Source organism: Tardiphaga sp. OK246 (genome assembly GCF_900188215.1).
GTDB classification, from domain to species: Bacteria; Pseudomonadota; Alphaproteobacteria; order Rhizobiales; family Xanthobacteraceae; genus Tardiphaga; species Tardiphaga robiniae.
Genome location: NZ_FZOX01000002.1, coordinates 466144 through 486435, shown reverse-complemented (window position 1 = coordinate 486435; position 20292 = coordinate 466144). Strand labels below are relative to the sequence as shown.

Here is a 20292-nt window from a genome sequence, read left to right as displayed (position 1 = left end):
GACTACTCGCCCGCATTGGGCGCCTCACGCGAGGGCGACGTAACGGGCGCAAAGCCCCATTCATTGTTGCCGCGCAGGAAGGCGATCCAGCCCCACGCCGCGCCGGCGTGACGCAGCAACTGAAAACTGAACGGTTCGAGGATCGCCGCGAACACCGCTGCGGCGAAACTCGTCCGCGTGCGGCCGCCTGTCAGGCGCCGATAGAGATGCACGGTCCAGAGATAGACCAGGAAATCCGCGACGATCTTCGCGGTGATCAGACCAAACACTGGCACGGCGATGGCAGTCTTGCCGGTGACGAGCAAAGCCAGCAGCAACACGAAGGCCGTGAGGCCGTAGATCGGCTGCAGCGTATCCAGCGCCTTGATGGGCAGCATGCGCATGCCGAGCCGGCCATAGCGGCGATTGCCGGTCATGTCGCGATTCCAGTACTGCGTCTGCAGGAAGCCCGCGAACCAGCGCCGGCGCTGCCGCAGGAACGTCATGACGTGAGACGGCGCTTCCGTGCGCGCCAGCGACGTGCCGATCATGCGAAGCTGCCAGTCGAGGCCGTGATCGACGGCATAGCGATGCATGCGGTGGGTCAGCTCATAGTCCTCGACAAGACACTCCGCATCGAAGCCACCGACGGCCACCAGCGCCTCCCTGCGGAAGCCAGCAAAGGCGCCGGAGATCAACAGCAGGCTGTTGCCGCGCATCCAGGCGAAGCGCGAGATGATGTTGCGGATATATTCGTAGGTCTGGAACCACTGCATCACGCGGCCGCTGGCGCTGTCGTCGCAGACCGGCACGAGAATGCCGCCGGCCGCGACCAGCGCGGGATCTGCAGCAAAGGCCCCGCGCATTTCGGCGATGGCATCGTCAGCCAGAAACGTATCGGCATCGAGCGTGATGACGATGTCGGTATCGGCGTTGAGGATCGCCGTGTTCAGCGCCCGCGCCTTGCCCTGATGCGGCAGGCGCAGCCATTGCAGTCTCGATCTGCCAAACTGGCCGATGCTGCTCTGGCCGACCGCCGGAATGGCGAGACCGTAACGGTCACGGAGCAGCGTATCAGTTGCATCGCGCGAGCCGTCATCCGCGATCAGGATCAGATCCGGCGCATCGGATTGCCGCGCGATGGCCGCCAGTGCCTCCGGCAGATTCAGCGCCTCGTTATGCGCGGCTATCAGGATCCCCACCGATGGACGCAATTGCGCAGCAACCGCTCCAGATGGACCACGCGCGGACACTGCCAGCGGCAGCGTCTGCCACACCACATAAAGCATCAGCACTGTGTCATAGGCGATATAGACCATGCCCGCTGACCACGCCCAGATGCTGTTCAAAAAGAACGCGCGGCCGAACAGCAGCGCCCATAGCGCGAGCACGGCGAGATAGATCATCAGGCTGATGAACGGCATCCGGCGCGGTGTGATACGCGGCGATGCGGCGGCGAAGGCCGCCTGAAGGGATATTGTCATGCCGTCAATTCAATCGCGCGTTCGAGCAAACCGATCCTGCGAGAGCTACGCGTGAATCGTGATCGAGTTGCGGAGCCGCGATCAAATAGCGCGTGATTGCGGTCACGACGAACACACAAAGTCGTCATGCCTCAAAAGGCAAATCCTGTTTAAACTTATTCCATGCACGCACAGAAAATGCCGATTCAACGTTACAGCCGCATCGCCATGATCCTGCATTGGCTGATTGCCGTTCTGATCACACTCAATGTCGCGCTGATCTGGAGCGTGAACCTCATTCCTGAGGACAACATCCGGTTCGTCATCGATGCGCACAAGTCATTCGGCATCACCGTGCTCGGCCTCGTGCTGATGCGCCTGTTGTGGCGCGCGGCCAACAGGCCGCCTGATCTGCCCGAGACCTATCCGCCCGCCGAGAAGGCCGCCGCACATGGTGCGCATCTCGCGCTCTATGTGCTGATGATCGGACTGCCGCTGTCCGGCTGGATGCACGATTCCGCCTGGAAGGCGGCCGGCGAGATTCCAATGTACCTGTTCGGCCTGTTCCAGTGGCCACGCATCGGCTGGATCATGTCGATCGAGCCGGCCTTCAAGGAACGCCTGCACGACATCTTCGGCGGCATTCACGTGTGGCTGTCCTATGCGCTCTATGCGCTGGTCGGCCTGCACATCGCCGCCGCGCTGAAGCATCAATTCTGGGACGGTCATCCCGAACTGCAGCGGATGTGGCCCGGTGGCGACGCGCCCGCGCCTAGCCCCTTGTCGCCAGCGCAACGCCCGCCAGCGTAAATACCAGGGCCGCGATCTGCATGGCGCCGAGCGGTTCCTGCAGGGCGATGGCCGAGCTGATCACGCCGATCACGGGCACCGCCATGGTCCCGATTGCGGCCACCGAGGCCGGCAACTGCTTGAGCGCCGCGAACCAGCAGACGTAAGCGATGCAGAACCCCACCAGCACGACATAGGCGAGTAGCCCCCAGCCCAGCGGCGTCAGTGCTGCAAAATGCGGGCTTTCGAAGATCAGACCCAGCAACAGCACCGGCACGCAACCGATCCCGATCTGCCAGGCGGATGACGTCACCAGTGGCAGCGTGAGCCCGAACTTCTTGGCCAGCACCGTGCCGAGCGCAAAGCCGAACCCGCCCAGTAGCGCCAGAGCGATTCCCGGGAGCTTCTCCGCGCTCGCGGCCAGACCATCGCCCCCCATCAACGCGGCGATGCCGGCAAAGGCCATCAGCATGGCCACGATCCGCTGCATCGACAGGCGCTCGCCGAGGATCAGCCAGGCCAGTCCGGCAGCCCAGACCGGCATGGTGAACGCAATCACCGCGGCCTCGCCGGCCGGCAGCCACAGCAGCGACAAGCCGACGAAAGCCATCCAGCCGAACACGTTCAGGCCCGCCAGCACGACCAGATGCAACCATTGATGATGCGGTACGCGAAGACTTTCGCCGCGCCAGACGGCGATCCCGGCCAGCAGCAATGCCCCGACGATGCCGGTGCTGCCGCGCGCCGACAGCGGTGGCCATTCCGACAGCAGCGCTTTCGACACCGGCCAGTTCAGACCCCAGGCGATCGACGCGATGGCGAGCAACACGAGACCGAAGGGAGCGTTTCGCGCGCGCGAAACGGGGGGACTGGGCATTGTCATGGAGGGAACCGGCTGAGGAATCGGCGGGACCATGCGCGCAGTTGAAGGGTCTGACCACTGCCGGTGGAGGGAACCTGCCCGGCAACCACCGCTGCGCCTGAGTCCCCCCAAACGCAATCCCTGGATGACAAAATAAAGTTGGGCTGTGAACAGTGGGCGCAGCTCGGATTCCGGACAGTTTTAGAAATATTTTTGACTTCCGAATCCATGAGGACTCACTGATACTTGACCTCAATCGAGGCGCGCTCTGCCCCCTTGGTTATCCACCCTTTCCACCATATTTAGTATTTGATTCAGGAACCCCGACTACTCCTTGACGGGCGAGATCGGTTTGGCCTAGTTTTCGAACTGTTCGGCGCGGGTCGTTTTTTGTCCCGTCGGACGCTCCCAAACGGGTTCCAGATTGACCGCTCCGTCCTCCAGTCGAGGCTACGGGATCGGGGATTTGCGTCCTGGAATCCGGGCCGGAAAGTCGGCGTTTGGAGCACTAAAAAACGGGCCGGAAACCGGCTCAAACAGCGTGGTGAGGCGTTAGGATCAGGTCGACCCGCAACAGCGAGGAAGCCCGATCCAAGGAAGCATGACCCCGGCAGTCCCGGGTGGCCGAGATGACGGCCAGCACATGCTCCACAGAGAAAACAGGACCGGTTCACCCGGCCAAGCTGCGGCGAATTTGGGGCAACCCGGACGTCGCTAACAGAAATCGCCGATGCCGCCAGATGGGGTGTCGGGCTTAAGACGGGGCACGACCACGATGCAGATTCAACGCCGCTACACCACCGAAGGACAGTCGCCCTATGCCGGGATCGACTTCCGCCACACCACGTCCGAGATCCGCAATCCGGATGGCTCCGTGGTGTTCAAGCTTGAAGGCGTTGAAGTGCCCGACTCGTGGTCGCAGGTCGCCTCCGACGTGCTGGCCCAGAAGTATTTCCGTAAAGCGGGCGTCGCCGCGAAATTGAAGAAGGTCGAGGAAGAGACCGTGCCGTCGTGGCTGTGGCGCTCGGTTCCGGACACCGAGGCCCTCGCCGCACTGCCCGAGAAAGAGCGCTTCGTCTCTGAGCTCTCGTCCAAGCAGGTATTCGATCGCCTCGCCGGCTGCTGGACCTATTGGGGCTGGAAGGGCGGCTACTTCACCAGTGAAGCCGACGCCCACGCCTTCCATGACGAGCTGCGCTTCATGCTCGCCAAGCAGATGGTCGCGCCGAATTCGCCGCAGTGGTTCAACACCGGCCTGCACTGGGCCTACGGCGTCGATGGTCCCGGCCAGGGCCACTATTATGTGGACTGGAAGACCGGCAAGCTGACCAAGTCGAAGTCGGCTTACGAACATCCGCAGCCGCATGCCTGCTTCATCCAGGGCGTCGAGGACGATCTGGTCAATGAAGGCGGCATCATGGACCTGTGGGTGCGTGAAGCCCGTTTGTTCAAATATGGCTCGGGCACCGGCTCCAACTTCTCGAAGCTGCGCGGCGAAGGCGAAAAACTGTCGGGCGGCGGCCGCTCGTCGGGCCTGATGTCGTTCCTGAAGATCGGCGACCGCGCCGCCGGCGCGATCAAGTCGGGCGGCACCACGCGCCGCGCCGCCAAGATGGTCGTGGTCGATGCTGACCATCCGGATATCGAGACCTATATCGACTGGAAGGTGAAGGAAGAGCAGAAGGTCGCGGCCCTCGTCACTGGGTCGAAGATGAACCAGAAGCACCTCAAGGCGATCCTGAAGGCCTGCGTCAATTGCGAAGGCTCCGGCGACGACTGCTTCGATCCCGAGAAGAACCCGGCGCTGCGCCGCGAGATCAAGCTCGCCCGCCGCTCGCTGGTCAATGACAACGTCATCAAGCGCGTCATCCAGTATGCCAAGCAGGGCTACAAGGACATCGACTTCCCGATCTACGACACCGACTGGGATTCCGAAGCCTACCTCACCGTTGCCGGCCAGAATTCCAACAACTCCGTCTCGCTGAAGGACGATTTCCTGCGCGCCGTCGAGACCGACGGCACCTGGGACCTGATCGCCCGCAAGGACGGCAAGGTCATGAAGACCATCAAGGCCCGCGATCTCTGGGAGAAAATTGGTTACGCCGCCTGGGCGTCGGCCGACCCCGGCCTGCACTTCAACACCACCATGAACGACTGGCACACCTGCAAGTCGTCGGGCGATATCCGCGCGTCGAATCCGTGCTCGGAATACATGTTCCTGGACGACACCGCGTGTAACCTCGCCTCGGCCAACCTGCTGACCTTCTACGACACCGCCTCCGCCACCTTCGACATCCATGCCTACGAGCATCTCTGCCGGTTGTGGACCATGGTGCTCGAAATCTCGGTGATGATGGCGCAGTTCCCGTCGAAGCCGATCGCCGAACTCTCCTACGAGTTCCGCACCCTCGGCCTCGGCTATGCCAATATTGGCGGTCTCTTGATGACCATGGGTCTGTCCTACGACTCCAAGGAAGGCCGCGCGCTGTGCGGCGCCCTCACCGCTGTGATGACCGGCGTCAGCTACGCGACCTCGGCCGAAATGGCCAAGGAGCTCGGCCCGTTCCCCGGTTACAAGAAGAACGCAGCCCATATGCTGCGCGTGATCCGCAACCATCGCCGTGCAGCCCATGGCGAAACCCGCGGCTATGAAGGCCTCGCCGTCGCCCCCGTGGCGCTGGACCATGCCTCCTGCCCGCAGGCCGACATCGTCACCCGCGCCAAGATCGCCTGGGATCTCGCCCTCGAACTCGGCGAACTCCATGGCTATCGCAACGCCCAGACCACCGTCGTGGCGCCGACCGGCACCATTGGTCTCGTCATGGATTGCGACACCACCGGAATCGAGCCTGACTTCGCGCTGGTGAAATTCAAGAAGCTCGCCGGTGGCGGCTACTGGAAGATCATCAACCGCGCCGTCCCCGCAGCACTGCGCGTGCTCGGCTATCGCGAAAGCGAGATCGCCGAAATCGAGGCCTATGCCGTCGGTCACGGTTCGCTGTCCAACGCGCCGGGCATCAATGCCTCGACGCTGAAAGCCAAGGGCTTCACCGACGAAGCGCTGAAGAAGGTCGAGGCAGCCTTGCCGACCGCCTTCGACATCAAGTTCGCCTTCAACAAGTGGACGTTTGGCGAGGACTTCCTGCGCGACACGCTGAAGATCGAAGCAGAGGCTATCGCAGCCCCCGGCTTCGATCTGCTCGCCGCGCTCGGCTTCACCAAGCGCGAGATCGAAGCCGCCAACGTGCACATCTGCGGCGCGATGACGGTGGAAGGTGCTCCGCACCTGAAGGCCGAGCACTACAGCGTGTTCGATTGCGCCAATCCCTGCGGCAAGATCGGCAAGCGCTATCTCTCGGTGGAAAGCCACATCCGCATGATGGCAGCGTCGCAGCCCTTCATCTCGGGTGCGATCTCCAAGACCATCAACATGCCGAACGACGCCACGGTGGAGGACTGCAAGTCCGCATACCTCTTGTCATGGAAGCTCGCGCTGAAGGCCAACGCGCTGTACCGCGACGGCTCCAAGCTCTCGCAGCCGCTCAACTCGCAGCTCATCAGCGATGATGACGAGGACGAGGATGCGCTCGAGAACCTGATGGAGAAGCCGATGGCGGCCCGCACCGCCGCGATCTCCGAGAAGGTGGTCGAGCGTCTGGTCGAGCGCATCGTGGTGATGCGCGACCGCGAGAAGATGCCGGATCGCCGCAAGGGCTACACCCAGAAGGCCGTCGTCGGCGGTCACAAGGTCTATCTGCGCACCGGCGAATATGATGACGGCCGGCTCGGCGAGATCTTCATCGACATGCACAAGGAAGGCGCGGCGCTGCGCTCCTTCATCAACAACTTCGCCATCGCCGTCTCGCTGGGTCTCCAGTATGGCGTGCCGCTGGAGGAATATGTCGACGCCTTCACCTTCACCCGCTTCGAGCCCGCGGGCCCGGTGCAGGGCAATGACAGCATCAAGTTCGCGACCTCGATCCTCGACTATGTGTTCCGCGAACTCGCGGTCTCCTACATGTCGCGCTTCGATCTCGGCCATGTCGACGTCTCCGAGTCGGGCTTCGACGCGCTCGGCAAGGGCGAAGATGAAGGCAAGGCGCCAGCCGACCAGAACAAATATGTCTCCAAGGGCCTGACCCGCTCGCGCACCGACAACCTCGTCGTCATGCGCGCGCCGGCCCCGGCTGAGAACACCGACGCCCGCGCTTCGGGCAACGTCACCTCGCTGAACGCGTCAGGCGCCACCGCCCGCCACGGCAGCGGCGATGCCGCCGTCGCGCTCAAGACCGCCGAGCCCGAGCACGCGCTCTCGCCGACCGAAAAACTCGAGGCGCAAGCCTGGAGCAAGGCGGGAAGCGCCGCAGCCGCCGCGCCCAGCAAGGCCGAACGCCGCGCCGAAGCGAAAGCCAAGGGCTATGAAGGCGACATGTGCGGCGAATGCTCGAACTTCACGCTGGTGCGGAATGGAACCTGCATGAAGTGCGATACGTGCGGAAGCACGACGGGGTGCAGCTGATATCAAACGACGTCATGTGAAAATGCTCGCATAGGATGGCCAGATTCGGCCAAAGTACGCCGCAAATGCTCCCAAAGTGTCGCCGCAGCCTAAAAGACCGGCCCCACTGCGGCCACGGGTAGTAGGTCCCCCTACTCGCCTTCAGCGGCGGCAAGTGAAAACAAACAGTTCGCGGCGGGCTTCGGCCCGCCGCGAAAATGGTGTGACGAACGAATCGTGAATCAACTACGGGACGCAAATTGATGACCGAGGTTGCAGATAATGAAGGAGACGGACGAGTGCCGGCGCCCGCCCGTGCCCCGCGTCATCAAGCGCCATCGGCGGTGAAGGCTAAGAAGCCGGCTCGCAAGTCTATACCTAACAAAATCCTGAACGTCCTTTGGGGGCGCTCGGCGGGCCATTGCCAGTACACCGGCTGCAACAAGTTGCTGATCGGCGAGCAGATCTCTGGCGCCCGCAACGCCAACAAATCTTACATCGCTCACATCGTCGGTGATTCTGCCTACGGACCGCGTGGCGACCCCGTGCTATCGCCACTGTTGGCGCGCGATCCGGACAACCTGATGCTGGTCTGCGACGAGCATCACAGGGTTATCGACCGTGAAATGGTCGACCAGCACTCGGTCGGCGTGTTGCGCGAGATGAAGCAGCGACATGAAGCACGCATTCGCATCGTCACGGACATCGACGAAGACCTCGGTACACACGTGATCCGATACGCCGCACGGATCGGCACCAACGAGTCCCCGGTCGCGAAGGATGCGGTGAAATGGTCGCTGCTTCCGGATTCGTATCCGCTTGACGATGGCTGGATTGATCTCGATCTTGCGACCCTCGAACTTCCCGATCACGAACCAGAATTCTGGACTGTCCAACTGCGCAATCTGCGAAACGGTTTCGCCGAGAAAGTCCGTGGCCGGATGGAACGGCAGGACATCCGGCGGCTGGCAGTCTTTGCCCTCGGGCCCATGCCTCTTCTGTTCGAACTCGGCCGCCTCATCTCAGACATCGCTACCGCCGAAGTTCGGCAGTTGCTGCGTGATCCAAAGGGCTGGAAGTGGGATCCCCGAGCGACAGTTCTCGAATACGACGTCCGGCGCCCCAACAATACTGGTGGACCGGTCGCACTGAAGCTCGAACTCAGCGCCGAAATCTCCGACGAACGCATCCGAACGACGCTCCCCGCCGATGCCGCAATCTGGTCGATCGCAGCCGCCGGCGCGCACAACGACGTCATGCGCCGCCCTGAGGACCTCGCAGCGTTCGCGAAGCTGTTCCGGAAGACGCTCGACGACATCAAGGTCGCGCACGGCGAGAACGTCGTCGTCAACGTGTTCCCAGCAGTGCCTGTCTCTGCCGCTGTCGAAGCCGGCCGGGCCTGGCAGCCAAAAGCACATCCGACGCTACGTATCTTCGACCAGAACAAGAAGCTGGGGGGCTTCTTCTTCGCCCATGAACTCAAACACACCAGCTAACGCCTTGGAGGCCGAAATGAACGTGCACACGCGTCCGACCGTCACTCTCGAAGCCGAAGAGATTCTCGAGGACCTCGCCGATTCACTGGCGATCCCGGAATCCCGCTATGAACAAGCCGAACGAAGCTACAAGTCACTCGGAGAGTGGCTCAACCGTCTGGCCTCCAGCATGCGGCCGTTCGATCCTCAGGTCCACATTCAAGGTTCGTTCGGCCTCGGGACCGTGATCCCGCCGATCAGCGACGAAGAACATTACGACATCGATGCCGTCAGCGAGTTGCGCAAGCTGACCAAGGCGGACGTCACGCAGCAGCAAGTGAAGCACCTGCTCGGAACCGAGATGAAGCTCTACGCCCGCGCACAGAGCATGATCAACCCGGTCGAGGAGCACCGGCGCTGCTGGCGCCTGGAATATGCTGACGGCGCCCAATTCCACATGGACGTCACCCCCGGTATCCTCAACGCCGCCGAACAGCGCGCACTCCTGCTATCCCGCGGCTTCGATGCGAGATTTGCGGACACGGCCATCGCGATCACGGACATCGATCATCCGCACTATGCGTTCCTATCGAGCGAATGGCCGCGCTCCAATCCTCGCGGATACCTCAAGTGGTTCCATAGCCGGATGGAGGTGATCTTCGAAGAGCGCAAGCGAGCCCTGATTCGCAAAGGCATCCGCGCCGGCACTGAAGCCATCCCCCTTTACGCCGTGCGCACGCCGCTGCAGTCGGCGATCATGATCCTCAAGCGTCATCGCGACATCATGTTCATCGCACGTTCCGACGAGCGCCCTATCTCGATCATCCTCACGACGCTGGCGGCCCACGCATACAACGGCGAAACAAAGATCTCCGACTCGTTGTTCGCGATCCTCAGCGGCATGGACGCCCATATCCGGCACGCGCCCGACGGCAGCTACGTCGTCGCCAACCCCAGCGATCCCTCCGAGAATTTCGCGGATAAATGGCGCAAGCACCCCGAGCGGGCGGCGGCGTTCTTCGAATGGCTCGACCGCGCCCGAGAGGACTTCACGCACGCGGCGGCACTTTCCAACAAGCAGCTCATGACGGAAACGCTCGCGAAGTCCGTCGGCTGCGGCATGGCTGAAAAGGTGCGTACGCGCTCGGCGAAGCGCCTCGGCGCACCAACCATCCTGACCGCCGGCCTCGTCAGCAGCGAAGCGCAGGTGCGCCGTGCGCCGCCCCGCATCGAGGGAGACCGCCGGAATGCCTGAGGGCAGCGTCCCTCTCGTCGAACGCTTCGAATCCGCAGTCGCGGCTGCCGTGTCCGGATGGGAGGGCCGCGGTCTGCGGCCGCGCAGGCTCGACCGCCGTGAACTGTCAAACTATCGCGGCCGGTCGGCGGAGATGGGGTGGCGGTTCGACGCAGAGTTTTCCGACGGCAAGAGGCGCATCGACATCGTCGTGACCGCGGGTTTTCCGTCTACTCCCGCGCGCATTGCGCTTGTAGACCGTCCCTCCTTCTTGACGTGGCCTCACGTGGAGAGCGACGGCGTGCTTTGCCTGCTGCCGAACCACAGCACTTTGTCGGTCGACGATCCGTATGGCAGCGTCGTCGCGCTGCTCGAAGAAACGTTCAGGATGATCGAAGCGGCGATCAGGGGCGAGCTGGACGACGACTTCCGCACGGAATTCCTGACCTATTGGAGCCATGCGGAAAAAGGTACCCGCCGCACCGTGTTGTCCCTGATCGATCCGAGGCCGCCGTCGCGCCCCGTTAGCGTCTGGGACGGCAGAGGACGAACAATCATCGCGGAAAACGAAGACGAGCTTCGCGGTTGGCTGCGCAACCTTTCCCCGGCCCTTCCCGCTACCGACCTTCGCGTCCGGCCAGGGGTCTTGGCATGGCTCGAGCGGGTGCCCCTCCCGTCGGAGTATCCGTCAACGGCAAAAGACGTCTACGACATGACCGCCCGCGCGGGCGTTTCCCATCTCCTGGACGGAATGGCTCGCGACGCGCGCGAGCGCATGTTCGTCTTGCTCGGCGCCGATACCGGCGAAGGCGCTGCGTTGGCGACGATGGTCGTGAACCGTCCCAAGATCGTCCGCGGACGCGACCCGCTCGTCGCCGGTTTTCGCCCTTCCAGCGTCCCCGAAGACTTGGCGCATAAACGCCTGTTCGGGGGAAATGCCGTAGACCGAAATTCCGTCGACAGGGTCGACGCTGCCTGGATACATGGCCGGGGACAGGACGCCCGTGCCAAGCCGCTCAGGGAAGCTACCGTGGCAGTCTTGGGCTGCGGCTCTGTCGGGGCACCGGTAGCGACGACGTTGGCCCGGGCAGGCGTGGGGAAGCTGATCCTCGTGGATAATCAAACCTTGAAGGGCGCCAACGTCGGCAGGCATCCGCTCGGCGTCGGCGACATCGGCTCCAATAAGGCGACTGCGCTAGCGCGGGAAATCCGTTCTGCCCTGCCCCACGTCGACGTGAAATGTTTCGGAGCGGCCGTGCAAGATGTCCTGCTCCGCGGCGAAGATCCGCTCGCCAAAGTCGATCTCATCGTGTCGGCGCTCGGCGATTGGTCTGCCGAGTCCCTTCTCGACGAATGGCAGGCGGTTCAGGAACGGCGCGTCCCTATCGTTTACGGCTGGACGGAGCCTCATGCCGCAGCGGGGCACGCGATCATCATTTCCGCGGCCGGAGACCGACTTCGCGCGGGTCTGGACCCATACGGATCGCCGTTCCTCGTCGCCGTGCGATGGGCGCAAGACACTAGGCGCTACGAACCTGCCTGCGGCGCGGCTTTCGATCCATACGGTCCCGTCGAACTCGGCTTCGTCACGTCCATGATCGCCCAGGCGGCCCTGGATGCGTTGCTTGGCCAAGCCGCATCCGGCACCCATCGCATCTGGCTGGCCCGCCGTCCTTTCGTGGAGGATGCCGGGGGCACATGGAGCGACGAACTGCGCTCGCTCGCGCCTTCCGCACTCGCGGGCGCCACGACGGTGGAACGCCGTTGGGGCCGCGACTCCCAGGGTATCGCGGCGTGATCTCCTACGACATTGGCCAATCCGGACAATCGCTCGAGTTCGTCGACAAGGTCCTTTCCCACTTCGAACGACATCGGCAGATCCGCTTCTGGCAACGTGAGGCCGGAGGCCTCCTGTTCGCGCGTCTCGCCCTCCCGGCGATAGAAATATGCGCGATCACGGGCCCGCGCAGATCGGACCGAAGGGGGCGCTATTCGTATTGGCCGGACGAAAAAGCCGAGCAGCGCGAAATCGACGACATGTTCGCGTTGAACCTCCACTTCGTAGGCTGCTGGCATACCCATCCCGAAGACGTGGCATCCCCGTCGCAGATCGACATCCGCAACACGACCGATTGCGTGAAGCGGTCCCGCCACGTGCTGAACGGCTTCATCATGGTGATCGTGGGCAGGAAGGACATTCCTGCCGGGATGTGCGTTTCCGTCTGCGACAAAGCCAGTGTCTACGAACTACCGTTGTCGCGTGGGACCGCACCTCAGCGGCCAGCAACAGCCACTCCAACATACGGGACCGTCCGAAATGACCGACGCTAAGCCGTGCTGGATCTGCGGCAATCCGGAAGCGACGACCCGCGAGCACAAGATCAAAAGAACGGATCTCAAGCAGGTATTCGGTGAGATCAGCCAAGCCAATCCCCACTACTGGATGAGCGGCGAGCATTCGAAACAGGTCGGAAGCCTCAAGGCCGACATCCTCAAGATGGGTGCCCGCATCTGCAACGAATGCAACAGCAAGCGGACGCAGCCGCACGATTTCGCTTGGGAAATCTTGTCAGCCGGGCTGAACGATCTCCGCCCCAGACTGCGCACGGGTACAGCTGTCCGGGGAGACCGCGTATTCTGCTACAACACTCGCCGCCGGATGACGGACGCCCATCTGTTCTTCGTGAAACTGTTCGGCGGAATGATCTCAGAAGGCGGCGAAACGCGCATTCCGATAGAGCCGTTCGCGAAGGCCATCATGACCGGAAGCTGCCACCCGGAAGTCTACCTGCAGATCGGCGAAGGCGACGGCACTGTGGGGTGGTCCAACCTGACGGTCACACAGATCGAGAGCGGCCACTACTTCGCAGTGTGGCGCTACAGCGTCGACCGGTTCTTCGTCCACGTAATCTATGCGCAGGCCGGTGCGCCTTGGGAAAGACTCGGCAGGCTTTGGAGTCCAAGATTCCGCACGAACAAGCTGACGGCACGAGATTTCACCCAACAACGCTAGCCCGCTCAAAGCAGAGCTACGTCGGGCCGACTGCCATGGGAATGATTTTGGGCCTATCCGGGAAATTCTCCGGCCTATAACCGGGGACGGCGGCCATCCTGTCGATGACGGATTGGTGCACGAAAGCTTCCGGCTGGATGAATCGCGGTTCGGCATCAGGGATATAGTGGCCGAGATACGACTTACGGGCGCCCCACTCCTTGTACTTGTCGCTCTTCGGCAAACGCTCCAACAACCGCCAAACGCTCGACATCGAGTCGTGCGGATCGCGCATGATGTCGGGCGGCACGTAGCTGAAAGGGCTTCCCCTCCGCTGTTTTCCCCACGCCAATTGGTTGACGGTTTGCGGGTCGACTGACAAGCCGTGCTTCACCGCCTCGTCGATCATCCAGATCAGAGGAAATTTCGAGAGGCCGCTCTCGATCTCCGGATAGCCGCCCCCTATGTCGGCGTGCACACCGGAAAACCAGACTTGGCGAGCGTCCTGCGGCTCGGCATTGTTCGTCGCGCTGAACCTGTTGTGCATGAACGTCTGTGGCTCGTCCCAGGCGTCCAACCTGAACATCCTGCGACGCTCGTCCATCGCTATCGCCTGGCGGAAGACGCGGACACTCGGATTGCTTCTTGTGTTGGCTAGCGTCTGCAGGCTGAAGGCATAGAACCTGTCGGGCCGGGGGACGATCACGCTTGCCACCGTGTCCCATACGCCAACGAACCTAATCGTCGGCAATCGCGACGAGACGATCCGGGCAAATTGTGAAGCTCGGTCATCCTTCGTCGACGGAACAGGCTGAGCCGCGTCTCCGCCATGCCCCGGTTCATTCGGAGCCGCTGCAGCAGCGGGATCCGCCTCTGATCGGACTTGCTTGTATGCGGTCAAGGCGGCGCCGGCGAGATTCCGTTGTTGCTGCGACAGCAGCCCGATCCGGTGGACCAGCCCCGCAAGGACGCGAACGGTGTACGCTCCGCGGCTGAAACCAAAGAGATAAATCTCGTCACCTTCCTCGTACTGACTGACCAAAAATTCATAAGCCGCAAGGACGTTGTCATCGAGACCGTACCCGGTCGCCAGACCCAGCACGGCTACGGCATCCTGCTTCAGCTTCGTCCATGGATCAGGCCTAGCAAGCGTACCCACCCCGGGGTCGTAGAAGACGACCTGATTCGGTTGAGTCTTTCCCGTCTTCCGGAGCATGCGATAAAGCTTCAGGACGTTTGAGATGTTCTCGCTGATCTCGTTCCCCGTTCCATCGCAGCATACGACGATGTTCTTCATTGATTTCCCCTAGACTGCACTTGAGAAGGCTATATCACGCACAAGCGCTCAGATCATTGGTTAGGGTTTGCGTTGTGGCGATGAACACCCGGAAGGGTGGTACTAAGATGGTAGTCTTAGGATCATCGAAGCAAGAATATGGAGATCGCATGGGCGAGGCAAAACGCAGAGCAGCAGCGGCTTTAGTCAAGAAGTGCCGCGGCTGCGGAGCACCGCTGACTTCGGTGAACGACTCCGCAGCGCATGTATTTCCCAACGCATTGGGAGGGCGTCTAAAGCCTAAGGGTATCATCTGTCAGACGTGCAACACCGCGCTCGACAAAGCTGCCGACAACGCACTGGTCAAGGCATTCGGTGATTGGCCTACTCTGCTGAACTTCCCGCGCGACGAGGGCAAGCATCCCGCCAAGCTTGTCGATACCAGAGACGGGCGTCGAGTTCGGCTCGAAGCGGACGGGAGCATGACCTCTGCCGACGTGACCTATGAGGTCTCGAAGATCGGTGAGGATCACCATGTTCAAATCTCCGCAGGAAACATGAAGACCTTCAAGCAACTCCTCAACCGCGCGAAGAAAGAATTCCCGCAGTTCGACCTCGACGCGGCCAAGCTGCATGCGCAAGTGGTCGGCGTCGAGGATGGCGACATGCTGAAGCTCAGTCTAGACTTCAGCCCACAAGCAGTCTTCGGCGGCGTGATCACGGCGATATGGCTCTACCTTTGCCACACAACCGGTCGCACTTTCATGACATGGGACCGGCTAATGGCATGCATTTCCGGGATGCAGACGCGTGCCGGTACGTTCCGCTATCTGACCGCTGGATTACCGGGATTTTTCGGCCCGGACATTCCAATAGGCCACAAGATCGTCATTCGCTCCATCCCCCAAACTGGTGAAATGATCGCTTACGTCGAGATCATGGGCATCTTGCGAATTGGAGGATTGTTCGCATCCGCCGGAGGTCCTTGCGATCTTATCGAACATATCTACGCTTTCGATCTTGAGCGGCAAGCATTACGGACCGCCGAGTTCTCAATCGATCGTGTCGAATTCGAGAAGCAAAACTGGGCTACCATTGGACTTGGTGCGACCGATTTTAGTCTACTTCAGGCGCATTTCGCGGACATTCTCGACGTTTTCGTCGCGCGTTACCAGCAACGCTTCACGGAATCGACATCGTCAGACGTAGTTGATGCCGGAAACGGCACGCCCTCAGCGTAAGAGGTGTCTTCGATTTCCTGAAGACTGATTAAGGGCGCTTCACACGGGCCACAGACCCGCGACCACAAATCCGCATGCAACGAACGGGAAGATCGTCCATTTTGAAGGTCTTTTTAGCCATATTGGAACGCCTCCGATGACCATCGCGTCAACCCCACAAAAAACCCGCTGAAAATACTGGACTTCGCGAGAGTTCGATCACTTGCTGCGGCTCAACGTCACGTCTCGGCCGAAACGGCAGACGCACAATCCCTTTGTCCAGTTTGGTGACGCTGTGGCTTTTCGCAGAGCGCACGCATTTGGAAATCCTTCAGCCATTCGTGTTGGGCTTGTTGTTGAGCACAACCACGTCAACGAAGCGATAACCTTTGCCCATCGCGGTTACGTTCGGATCTTGATATGACCCGAACGGTCCATATAGAACTTCGACCGGTTCGCCAATGAACTCTCTGGAGTTGCCGTGAAAGTCTCACCCGCTCGTTTGAACGAAGCCCGAGAACTGCGTGATATCGCGCTCGCCCTGCTCGATCGCCAAGGGATGAATGTCATCCTGGTGGACAGGGACAGGCAGTTTAAGATCCGTCAGCATCACGTTGGCGACCTGAAGATCACGCAGAGCGCGCCCATTGGCGCGCAAATCCTGGACGTCTATCACGGCCGTAAGGTCTTCAGTGTGAGATGGAACGATGTCGATGCGATCGACGTGGTGTCGTTTAAACCGGGCGATTGGCGTCAGGCGCTGCGATCTTCGGCGATGCCCCCGTCCGGGTGGCGCATCGAGGGCTTTCCCGAGAGCCTCGTCTCCGACGGAGGCCCCCACTTCCATGCAGGGCTATCGGTACGCCCCCATATTGAGAAATTCCTCAACGACCAAACGCATGTCAGACATTTTGTCGGCTCCGCCCGTGCTCCAGTGAAGAACTGAGCAGCAGGCTTAAGGCAACAGCAACTGTGCTAATGGCGCCATAAGGCACCACGCTGGGCTCCGAGCCACAACGATGGGCGCAAACGTTGAACGCTGCGTTCTGGATGCGCATTCAAGGCGCTTGACCGAACCGCGACGACCATCACCAGACAGTTGACACGTGTGAGACACGTAGAAAGAAGTAAGGAATTCACCGATGAAAAGAAACGAACAGCCTGAAGAGAAATGGGTCAACGAAGTCGGTATCGGCGTTCCGGACGGTTATAAAATCGAGAGCAAGGTCGTAGGCGGAAAGAAAGTGGGCCCTCACCGCGTCACTGGTCCTAACGTTACCGTCGGTACATTCTCAACCCTTAGTAAAGCGTTGGCAGAGGCGATCCGTCACTCCCAGTCGAAGCGAGATGACGACGAGCCAAGTGTCGATGGCCCAAAATTCTAGTCTATCGACCGACATACCGCAGAGATGAAACACTTGGGGGCAGTGTTTTCTTTGTTGCGAGAATTCGCCCGACATCTGCTTGTTTGATGATGCCTAGCTCGATTGAGTACCGGATGTCGGGGTGGTCCAGGTCGAGAAGACTGTCTTTTCCGTAAAGCAATTCAATCTCGCGTCCCCGCGCCGCGAATTCGATCAGGCTTGAGAATAGATGCCGGGTTGCCGCGTCGGTCTCTTTGGCAATGTAGACTGCCACGTCTTCTAGAAGAGCTGAAAGGACAGAAATGCTCCGTGTTTCAGCCGAATACTCCAGCGCTTCGATCACGTGCGGAGCTATTTTGCGTAGGGATCCGACATTTTCGAGATTTCTTTCATACCGCTTGCCGTCCTTCAAGACATCTGACGGATCAACCTGCGCCTCTGCGGCGTTGCCTTTCTCCGCGACGGTCAGGATCTCGCTCATGGTCCGCATTGCTCCGTTAATCTCATTAATCTTGACGGAACGACATCGCCGGCGCAAACCGACGCCCGTCGATGAAGCAGTCCAGACACACAGACGGCATGCTGTAGTCAGTGTGAGAGCTGCATTGGATGAGATCTCGACGGAGATCCACGGTGCCAGATCTGCACGTGACTTTCGATTTTCTCAGTGGTGAGCGGGCGTCACTCTCTTTCGATCGCAACTCGGAGCTTAGCTAACCCGTGTCGTTGCTGGCGACACAGTGCGAAATCGATCCGCTCAACCTGCTGAGCACGCAATGTTTCGTCTCGGCCTGTCGGAAGGTTTCCATCTAGGCGCTCTTCCCAAACCCTGGGGCTTGTTGAATTCAGAGGAGCCCGAGATCTATGTCGATACCCTCGTTGATGACTCACCCCAGATCGACCACGGCGCGCTTTCTGCCTTTGCGGCGGCAGGGAAGCTTGATGGAGCGTGGCAATGGTGCTCCACGGTATGCGCCGCCCGGCTAAGTCCGGACCATTACAAGTTTATTCTGCCGGACCATTACAAGTTTATTCTGCTAACACCCTGTTGTAACTGCATATTTAAAGGTAAAGCACCGCCTAAAATTTCCGAAAGCCCGATAACTCAGATGATCCTCCAGCATCTCCCTCTTAGGCAGAAGTCACCAAGGGCCCAGCCTTGCGAAGGTAATCAATGTGTGGAACATATGAAGAACACGGAAATCGAGTGCAACAATGACCGATACCTCCGAAGATTTCGATTTTGCCCCCGACTTTGAAGACAAGGATTCCCAGCTGTGGTCTGTGAATCTGTCTTTCTGGCGCCCGTCGCAGCTCGCCGACGAAGAGATGGAAGCATTCTTCGGAGATCGCGACGGTAGGTGGAGCCGTCAGACCAAGGCGGCTGTCGTACGCCACGGAGCGAGGGGCCTTGATCTCAATCAGAGTTGGGCCCTAACCGTACAGTACTGGTCGTGTCCTGTATGTCATCGATTCAAACCCGACATCTTCCGGCTTTCGAACCGCGGCATTCTGCTCGCTAATTTGGAGGAGCATCACGACCATTTTCGCGATTATGTCGGCCGCCGAGGTCGCGAGTTATTCGGCGAAGGCTGGGTACTTGAGCTTCCGCCCGGAAGCTCAACGATCGTCGATTCAATTGAGAATCTAGTGTCTACGTTTTCCAGAGAGCTTGTGTGTTCCGAGTGCAATGCCGCGGACGGCAAAGCCAAGCTTGCATTAAAGGACCGCATCCCTTCCTACTTCAGCTTCGCTCCGACAGAAATAAGGGAGTTTATCGAGTCCTCACCCAACACCGACCATCGGGTTGATTTCGATAAGGTGGAGGCCACGTGGCAAAAATGCGAGCCGGCGCTCAAGGCTCGCGTCGAACTCGTGGACCAAACGCTGCATATGATGCGTTCGGGTTTGCTTCGCCGTGAAAGGGGGAGTCCTTCCATTCAGCAAACCTGGAAGCACTTCCAACCGCAATTCCAACTGTACATGGAATTCTTGCGCGCATCCGACCGTGACGAACGCGGCGCAGAACTGCGTCGATCCATATCGGAATTTCTTGCACGCTCCGTGCAAAAGGATTCAAACGTCCTGGCGCCGAAGCCGCAGGCAAAGCGCGCCCGCGTAGTCGGTCCCACTGATGAGGAGTATGATTCTTACTGTGACCCCGTCTCCTCCAAGCGCTGGCAACTGGCGAAGGAGGATTGGCATTGTCCGATTTGCGAACGAACAAAACGTCAGATCGTTCGCAAATCCGGAAGCGGAAAATGGGCTGGCGGTGTTCGTATTCTCTCGGAAGCGGTCGAAGATACCTCGGAAGTAAACCGAAGTGCGAGACGAAATACCCTTCCCGGCTTCACACACGCATTTATCATGCGCGGACCAGCGGCATTTGAAATCTGTTCAGACTGCGCCGATATAATCCCTCAACTCAAGGCGCGTCGTCGTGATATTGCCGATATAAGCCTGACGAGAGCCGATATTAAGGCCTGCATCCTCAGTCTGCAGGCCCACGCATCGCACGTTGTTGATTGGGATGAGGCTGCCAATCGGGCAATAGCCAACCGGTCAATCGGTCCTTCGTGGGAGGCCTACTGGAAACATCGTGCGCTCGCATCCCGCATTCAGGTCCTGCACAAAAGATTTTTGCGCGTCGCCAACGAAACGGACGCTCTTCGCGAAATAACGGAGGAAGTCATGTTCATCGCTGAAATCGATGACGTCGAGGAAGCCGCAGCGCTGGCAGAATGGCTTCTCGCCGAAGCCGCTCGTTTCGACGCAGAAGAAGACCGTAAAAGGGACGAATACCTCACTGCAAAGGCAGCATCGACTTCGAATTAAACCAACACAACACACCGGCGATCTCCTTCATGCTGCTCCAAAATGCCTCTTCCAAATTGACGCTGGTCTTATGACGCCATACTTGCCATGCTGCTACCAGCAGTTGCGTAAACGCAGGAAATAACGCAGCGACCCGTAAGATCTGAGAAGATCACGGGCGTTCCCGCGGGCATTGGCCTCTTTGAAATCAGACCTGACGGGACCGTACTCATCGGTGGCGAAGGCAATGCTCGCGATCAGGGACGGCAAATGGAAGACGATGACCCGTTGACAGCAAACGCCTCACCAGATGTCAGTCCATTCCA

Annotated in this window: 15 protein-coding genes; 11 read left to right on the top strand and 4 right to left on the bottom strand. The window is 60.3% G+C overall.

The window, feature by feature from the left end; all coding sequences use genetic code 11:
• Window positions 1-2 precede the first annotated feature (2 nt).
• Entirely contained in the window at window positions 3-1463 is a 1461-nt protein-coding gene (locus CHC01_RS09625; protein ID WP_089264084.1) for a glycosyltransferase family 2 protein, read from the bottom strand.
• 177 nt (window positions 1464-1640) lie between these two features.
• On the opposite strand from CHC01_RS09625, the gene CHC01_RS09620 reads away from it, so the two are divergent.
• Window positions 1641-2252: a cytochrome b gene (locus CHC01_RS09620; RefSeq protein WP_089264666.1), complete on the top strand. Its 612-nt coding sequence runs from the start codon at window positions 1641-1643 to the stop codon at window positions 2250-2252.
• On the opposite strand, the gene CHC01_RS09615 is transcribed toward CHC01_RS09620, so the two are convergent.
• Window positions 2215-3114, bottom strand: a complete 900-nt coding sequence (locus CHC01_RS09615; RefSeq protein ID WP_089264083.1) for a DMT family transporter — start codon at window positions 3112-3114, stop codon at window positions 2215-2217. The genes CHC01_RS09620 and CHC01_RS09615 overlap by 38 nt on opposite strands.
• A gap of 754 nt (window positions 3115-3868) precedes the next feature.
• On the opposite strand from CHC01_RS09615, the gene CHC01_RS09610 reads away from it, so the two are divergent.
• The 6 genes from CHC01_RS09610 to CHC01_RS09585 all read left to right on the top strand — a co-directional run bounded on the left by CHC01_RS09610 (window position 3869) and on the right by CHC01_RS09585 (window position 13313).
• A complete protein-coding gene (locus CHC01_RS09610) occupies window positions 3869-7612 on the top strand; it encodes a vitamin B12-dependent ribonucleotide reductase (protein WP_089264082.1) in 3744 nt (1247 codons plus the stop codon).
• Window positions 7613-7854: 242 nt separating this feature from the next.
• A complete protein-coding gene (locus CHC01_RS09605; RefSeq protein ID WP_141137096.1) occupies window positions 7855-9087 on the top strand; it encodes an SAVED domain-containing protein in 1233 nt (410 codons plus the stop codon).
• Window positions 9088-9103: 16 nt separating this feature from the next.
• Complete coding sequence (locus CHC01_RS09600) at window positions 9104-10321, top strand: nucleotidyltransferase domain-containing protein (RefSeq protein WP_089264665.1); 1218 nt, start codon at window positions 9104-9106, stop codon at window positions 10319-10321.
• The gene (locus CHC01_RS09595; RefSeq protein WP_089264080.1) at window positions 10314-12098 is read left to right on the top strand and encodes a ThiF family adenylyltransferase; all 1785 of its coding nucleotides are present in this window, start codon (window positions 10314-10316) and stop codon (window positions 12096-12098) included. The genes CHC01_RS09600 and CHC01_RS09595 overlap by 8 nt, the downstream gene beginning before the upstream one ends.
• On the top strand, window positions 12095-12631 hold the full coding sequence (locus tag CHC01_RS09590; RefSeq protein ID WP_089264079.1) for a Mov34/MPN/PAD-1 family protein: 537 nt from the start codon (window positions 12095-12097) through the stop codon (window positions 12629-12631). The genes CHC01_RS09595 and CHC01_RS09590 overlap by 4 nt, the downstream gene beginning before the upstream one ends.
• The gene (locus tag CHC01_RS09585; RefSeq protein WP_089264078.1) at window positions 12618-13313 is read left to right on the top strand and encodes a hypothetical protein; all 696 of its coding nucleotides are present in this window, start codon (window positions 12618-12620) and stop codon (window positions 13311-13313) included. Before CHC01_RS09590 ends, CHC01_RS09585 begins: the two co-directional genes overlap by 14 nt.
• 16 nt (window positions 13314-13329) lie before the next feature.
• Here the strand turns inward: CHC01_RS09585 and CHC01_RS09580 are convergent, their stop codons facing one another.
• The gene (locus tag CHC01_RS09580; RefSeq protein ID WP_089264077.1) at window positions 13330-14589 is read right to left on the bottom strand and encodes a T6SS phospholipase effector Tle1-like catalytic domain-containing protein; all 1260 of its coding nucleotides are present in this window, start codon (window positions 14587-14589) and stop codon (window positions 13330-13332) included.
• Between the two features lie 149 nt (window positions 14590-14738).
• Here CHC01_RS09580 and CHC01_RS09575 point away from each other — a divergent pair, with 149 nt between their 5' ends.
• From CHC01_RS09575 to CHC01_RS09565, 3 genes are all read left to right on the top strand, one after another.
• The gene (locus CHC01_RS09575; RefSeq protein WP_176454547.1) at window positions 14739-15809 is read left to right on the top strand and encodes an HNH endonuclease; all 1071 of its coding nucleotides are present in this window, start codon (window positions 14739-14741) and stop codon (window positions 15807-15809) included.
• Between the two features lie 460 nt (window positions 15810-16269).
• Window positions 16270-16734 (top strand): hypothetical protein, encoded by a 465-nt coding sequence (locus CHC01_RS09570; RefSeq protein ID WP_141137071.1) that lies wholly within the window; start codon window positions 16270-16272, stop codon window positions 16732-16734.
• 196 nt (window positions 16735-16930) lie between these two features.
• Window positions 16931-17173: a hypothetical protein gene (locus CHC01_RS09565; protein WP_089264074.1), complete on the top strand. Its 243-nt coding sequence runs from the start codon at window positions 16931-16933 to the stop codon at window positions 17171-17173.
• A gap of 1 nt (window position 17174) precedes the next feature.
• Here the strand turns inward: CHC01_RS09565 and CHC01_RS09560 are convergent, their stop codons facing one another.
• Entirely contained in the window at window positions 17175-17633 is a 459-nt protein-coding gene (locus tag CHC01_RS09560; protein ID WP_141137070.1) for a hypothetical protein, read from the bottom strand.
• Window positions 17634-18367: 734 nt separating this feature from the next.
• Between CHC01_RS09560 and CHC01_RS09555 the strand changes: the two genes are divergently transcribed.
• The gene (locus CHC01_RS09555; RefSeq protein WP_089264072.1) at window positions 18368-19987 is read left to right on the top strand and encodes a hypothetical protein; all 1620 of its coding nucleotides are present in this window, start codon (window positions 18368-18370) and stop codon (window positions 19985-19987) included.
• Window positions 19988-20292: the final 305 nt, after the last annotated feature.

What these genes read in the sequence shown, in the direction of transcription:
- CHC01_RS09620 (WP_089264666.1), top strand. Translation starts at nt 1,641, where the DNA reads ATGCCGATTCAACGTTACAGCCGCATCGCCATGATCCTGCATTGGCTG.
- CHC01_RS09615 (WP_089264083.1), bottom strand. Translation starts at nt 3,114, where the DNA reads ATGACAATGCCCAGTCCCCCCGTTTCGCGCGCGCGAAACGCTCCCTTC.
- CHC01_RS09625 (WP_089264084.1), bottom strand. Translation starts at nt 1,463, where the DNA reads ATGACAATATCCCTTCAGGCGGCCTTCGCCGCCGCATCGCCGCGTATC.
- CHC01_RS09600 (WP_089264665.1), top strand. Translation starts at nt 9,104, where the DNA reads ATGAACGTGCACACGCGTCCGACCGTCACTCTCGAAGCCGAAGAGATT.
- CHC01_RS09610 (WP_089264082.1), top strand. Translation starts at nt 3,869, where the DNA reads ATGCAGATTCAACGCCGCTACACCACCGAAGGACAGTCGCCCTATGCC.
- CHC01_RS09605 (WP_141137096.1), top strand. Translation starts at nt 7,855, where the DNA reads ATGACCGAGGTTGCAGATAATGAAGGAGACGGACGAGTGCCGGCGCCC.
- CHC01_RS09560 (WP_141137070.1), bottom strand. Translation starts at nt 17,633, where the DNA reads ATGAGCGAGATCCTGACCGTCGCGGAGAAAGGCAACGCCGCAGAGGCG.
- CHC01_RS09555 (WP_089264072.1), top strand. Translation starts at nt 18,368, where the DNA reads ATGACCGATACCTCCGAAGATTTCGATTTTGCCCCCGACTTTGAAGAC.
- CHC01_RS09595 (WP_089264080.1), top strand. Translation starts at nt 10,314, where the DNA reads ATGCCTGAGGGCAGCGTCCCTCTCGTCGAACGCTTCGAATCCGCAGTC.
- CHC01_RS09565 (WP_089264074.1), top strand. Translation starts at nt 16,931, where the DNA reads ATGAAAAGAAACGAACAGCCTGAAGAGAAATGGGTCAACGAAGTCGGT.
- CHC01_RS09580 (WP_089264077.1), bottom strand. Translation starts at nt 14,589, where the DNA reads ATGAAGAACATCGTCGTATGCTGCGATGGAACGGGGAACGAGATCAGC.
- CHC01_RS09585 (WP_089264078.1), top strand. Translation starts at nt 12,618, where the DNA reads ATGACCGACGCTAAGCCGTGCTGGATCTGCGGCAATCCGGAAGCGACG.
- CHC01_RS09575 (WP_176454547.1), top strand. Translation starts at nt 14,739, where the DNA reads ATGGGCGAGGCAAAACGCAGAGCAGCAGCGGCTTTAGTCAAGAAGTGC.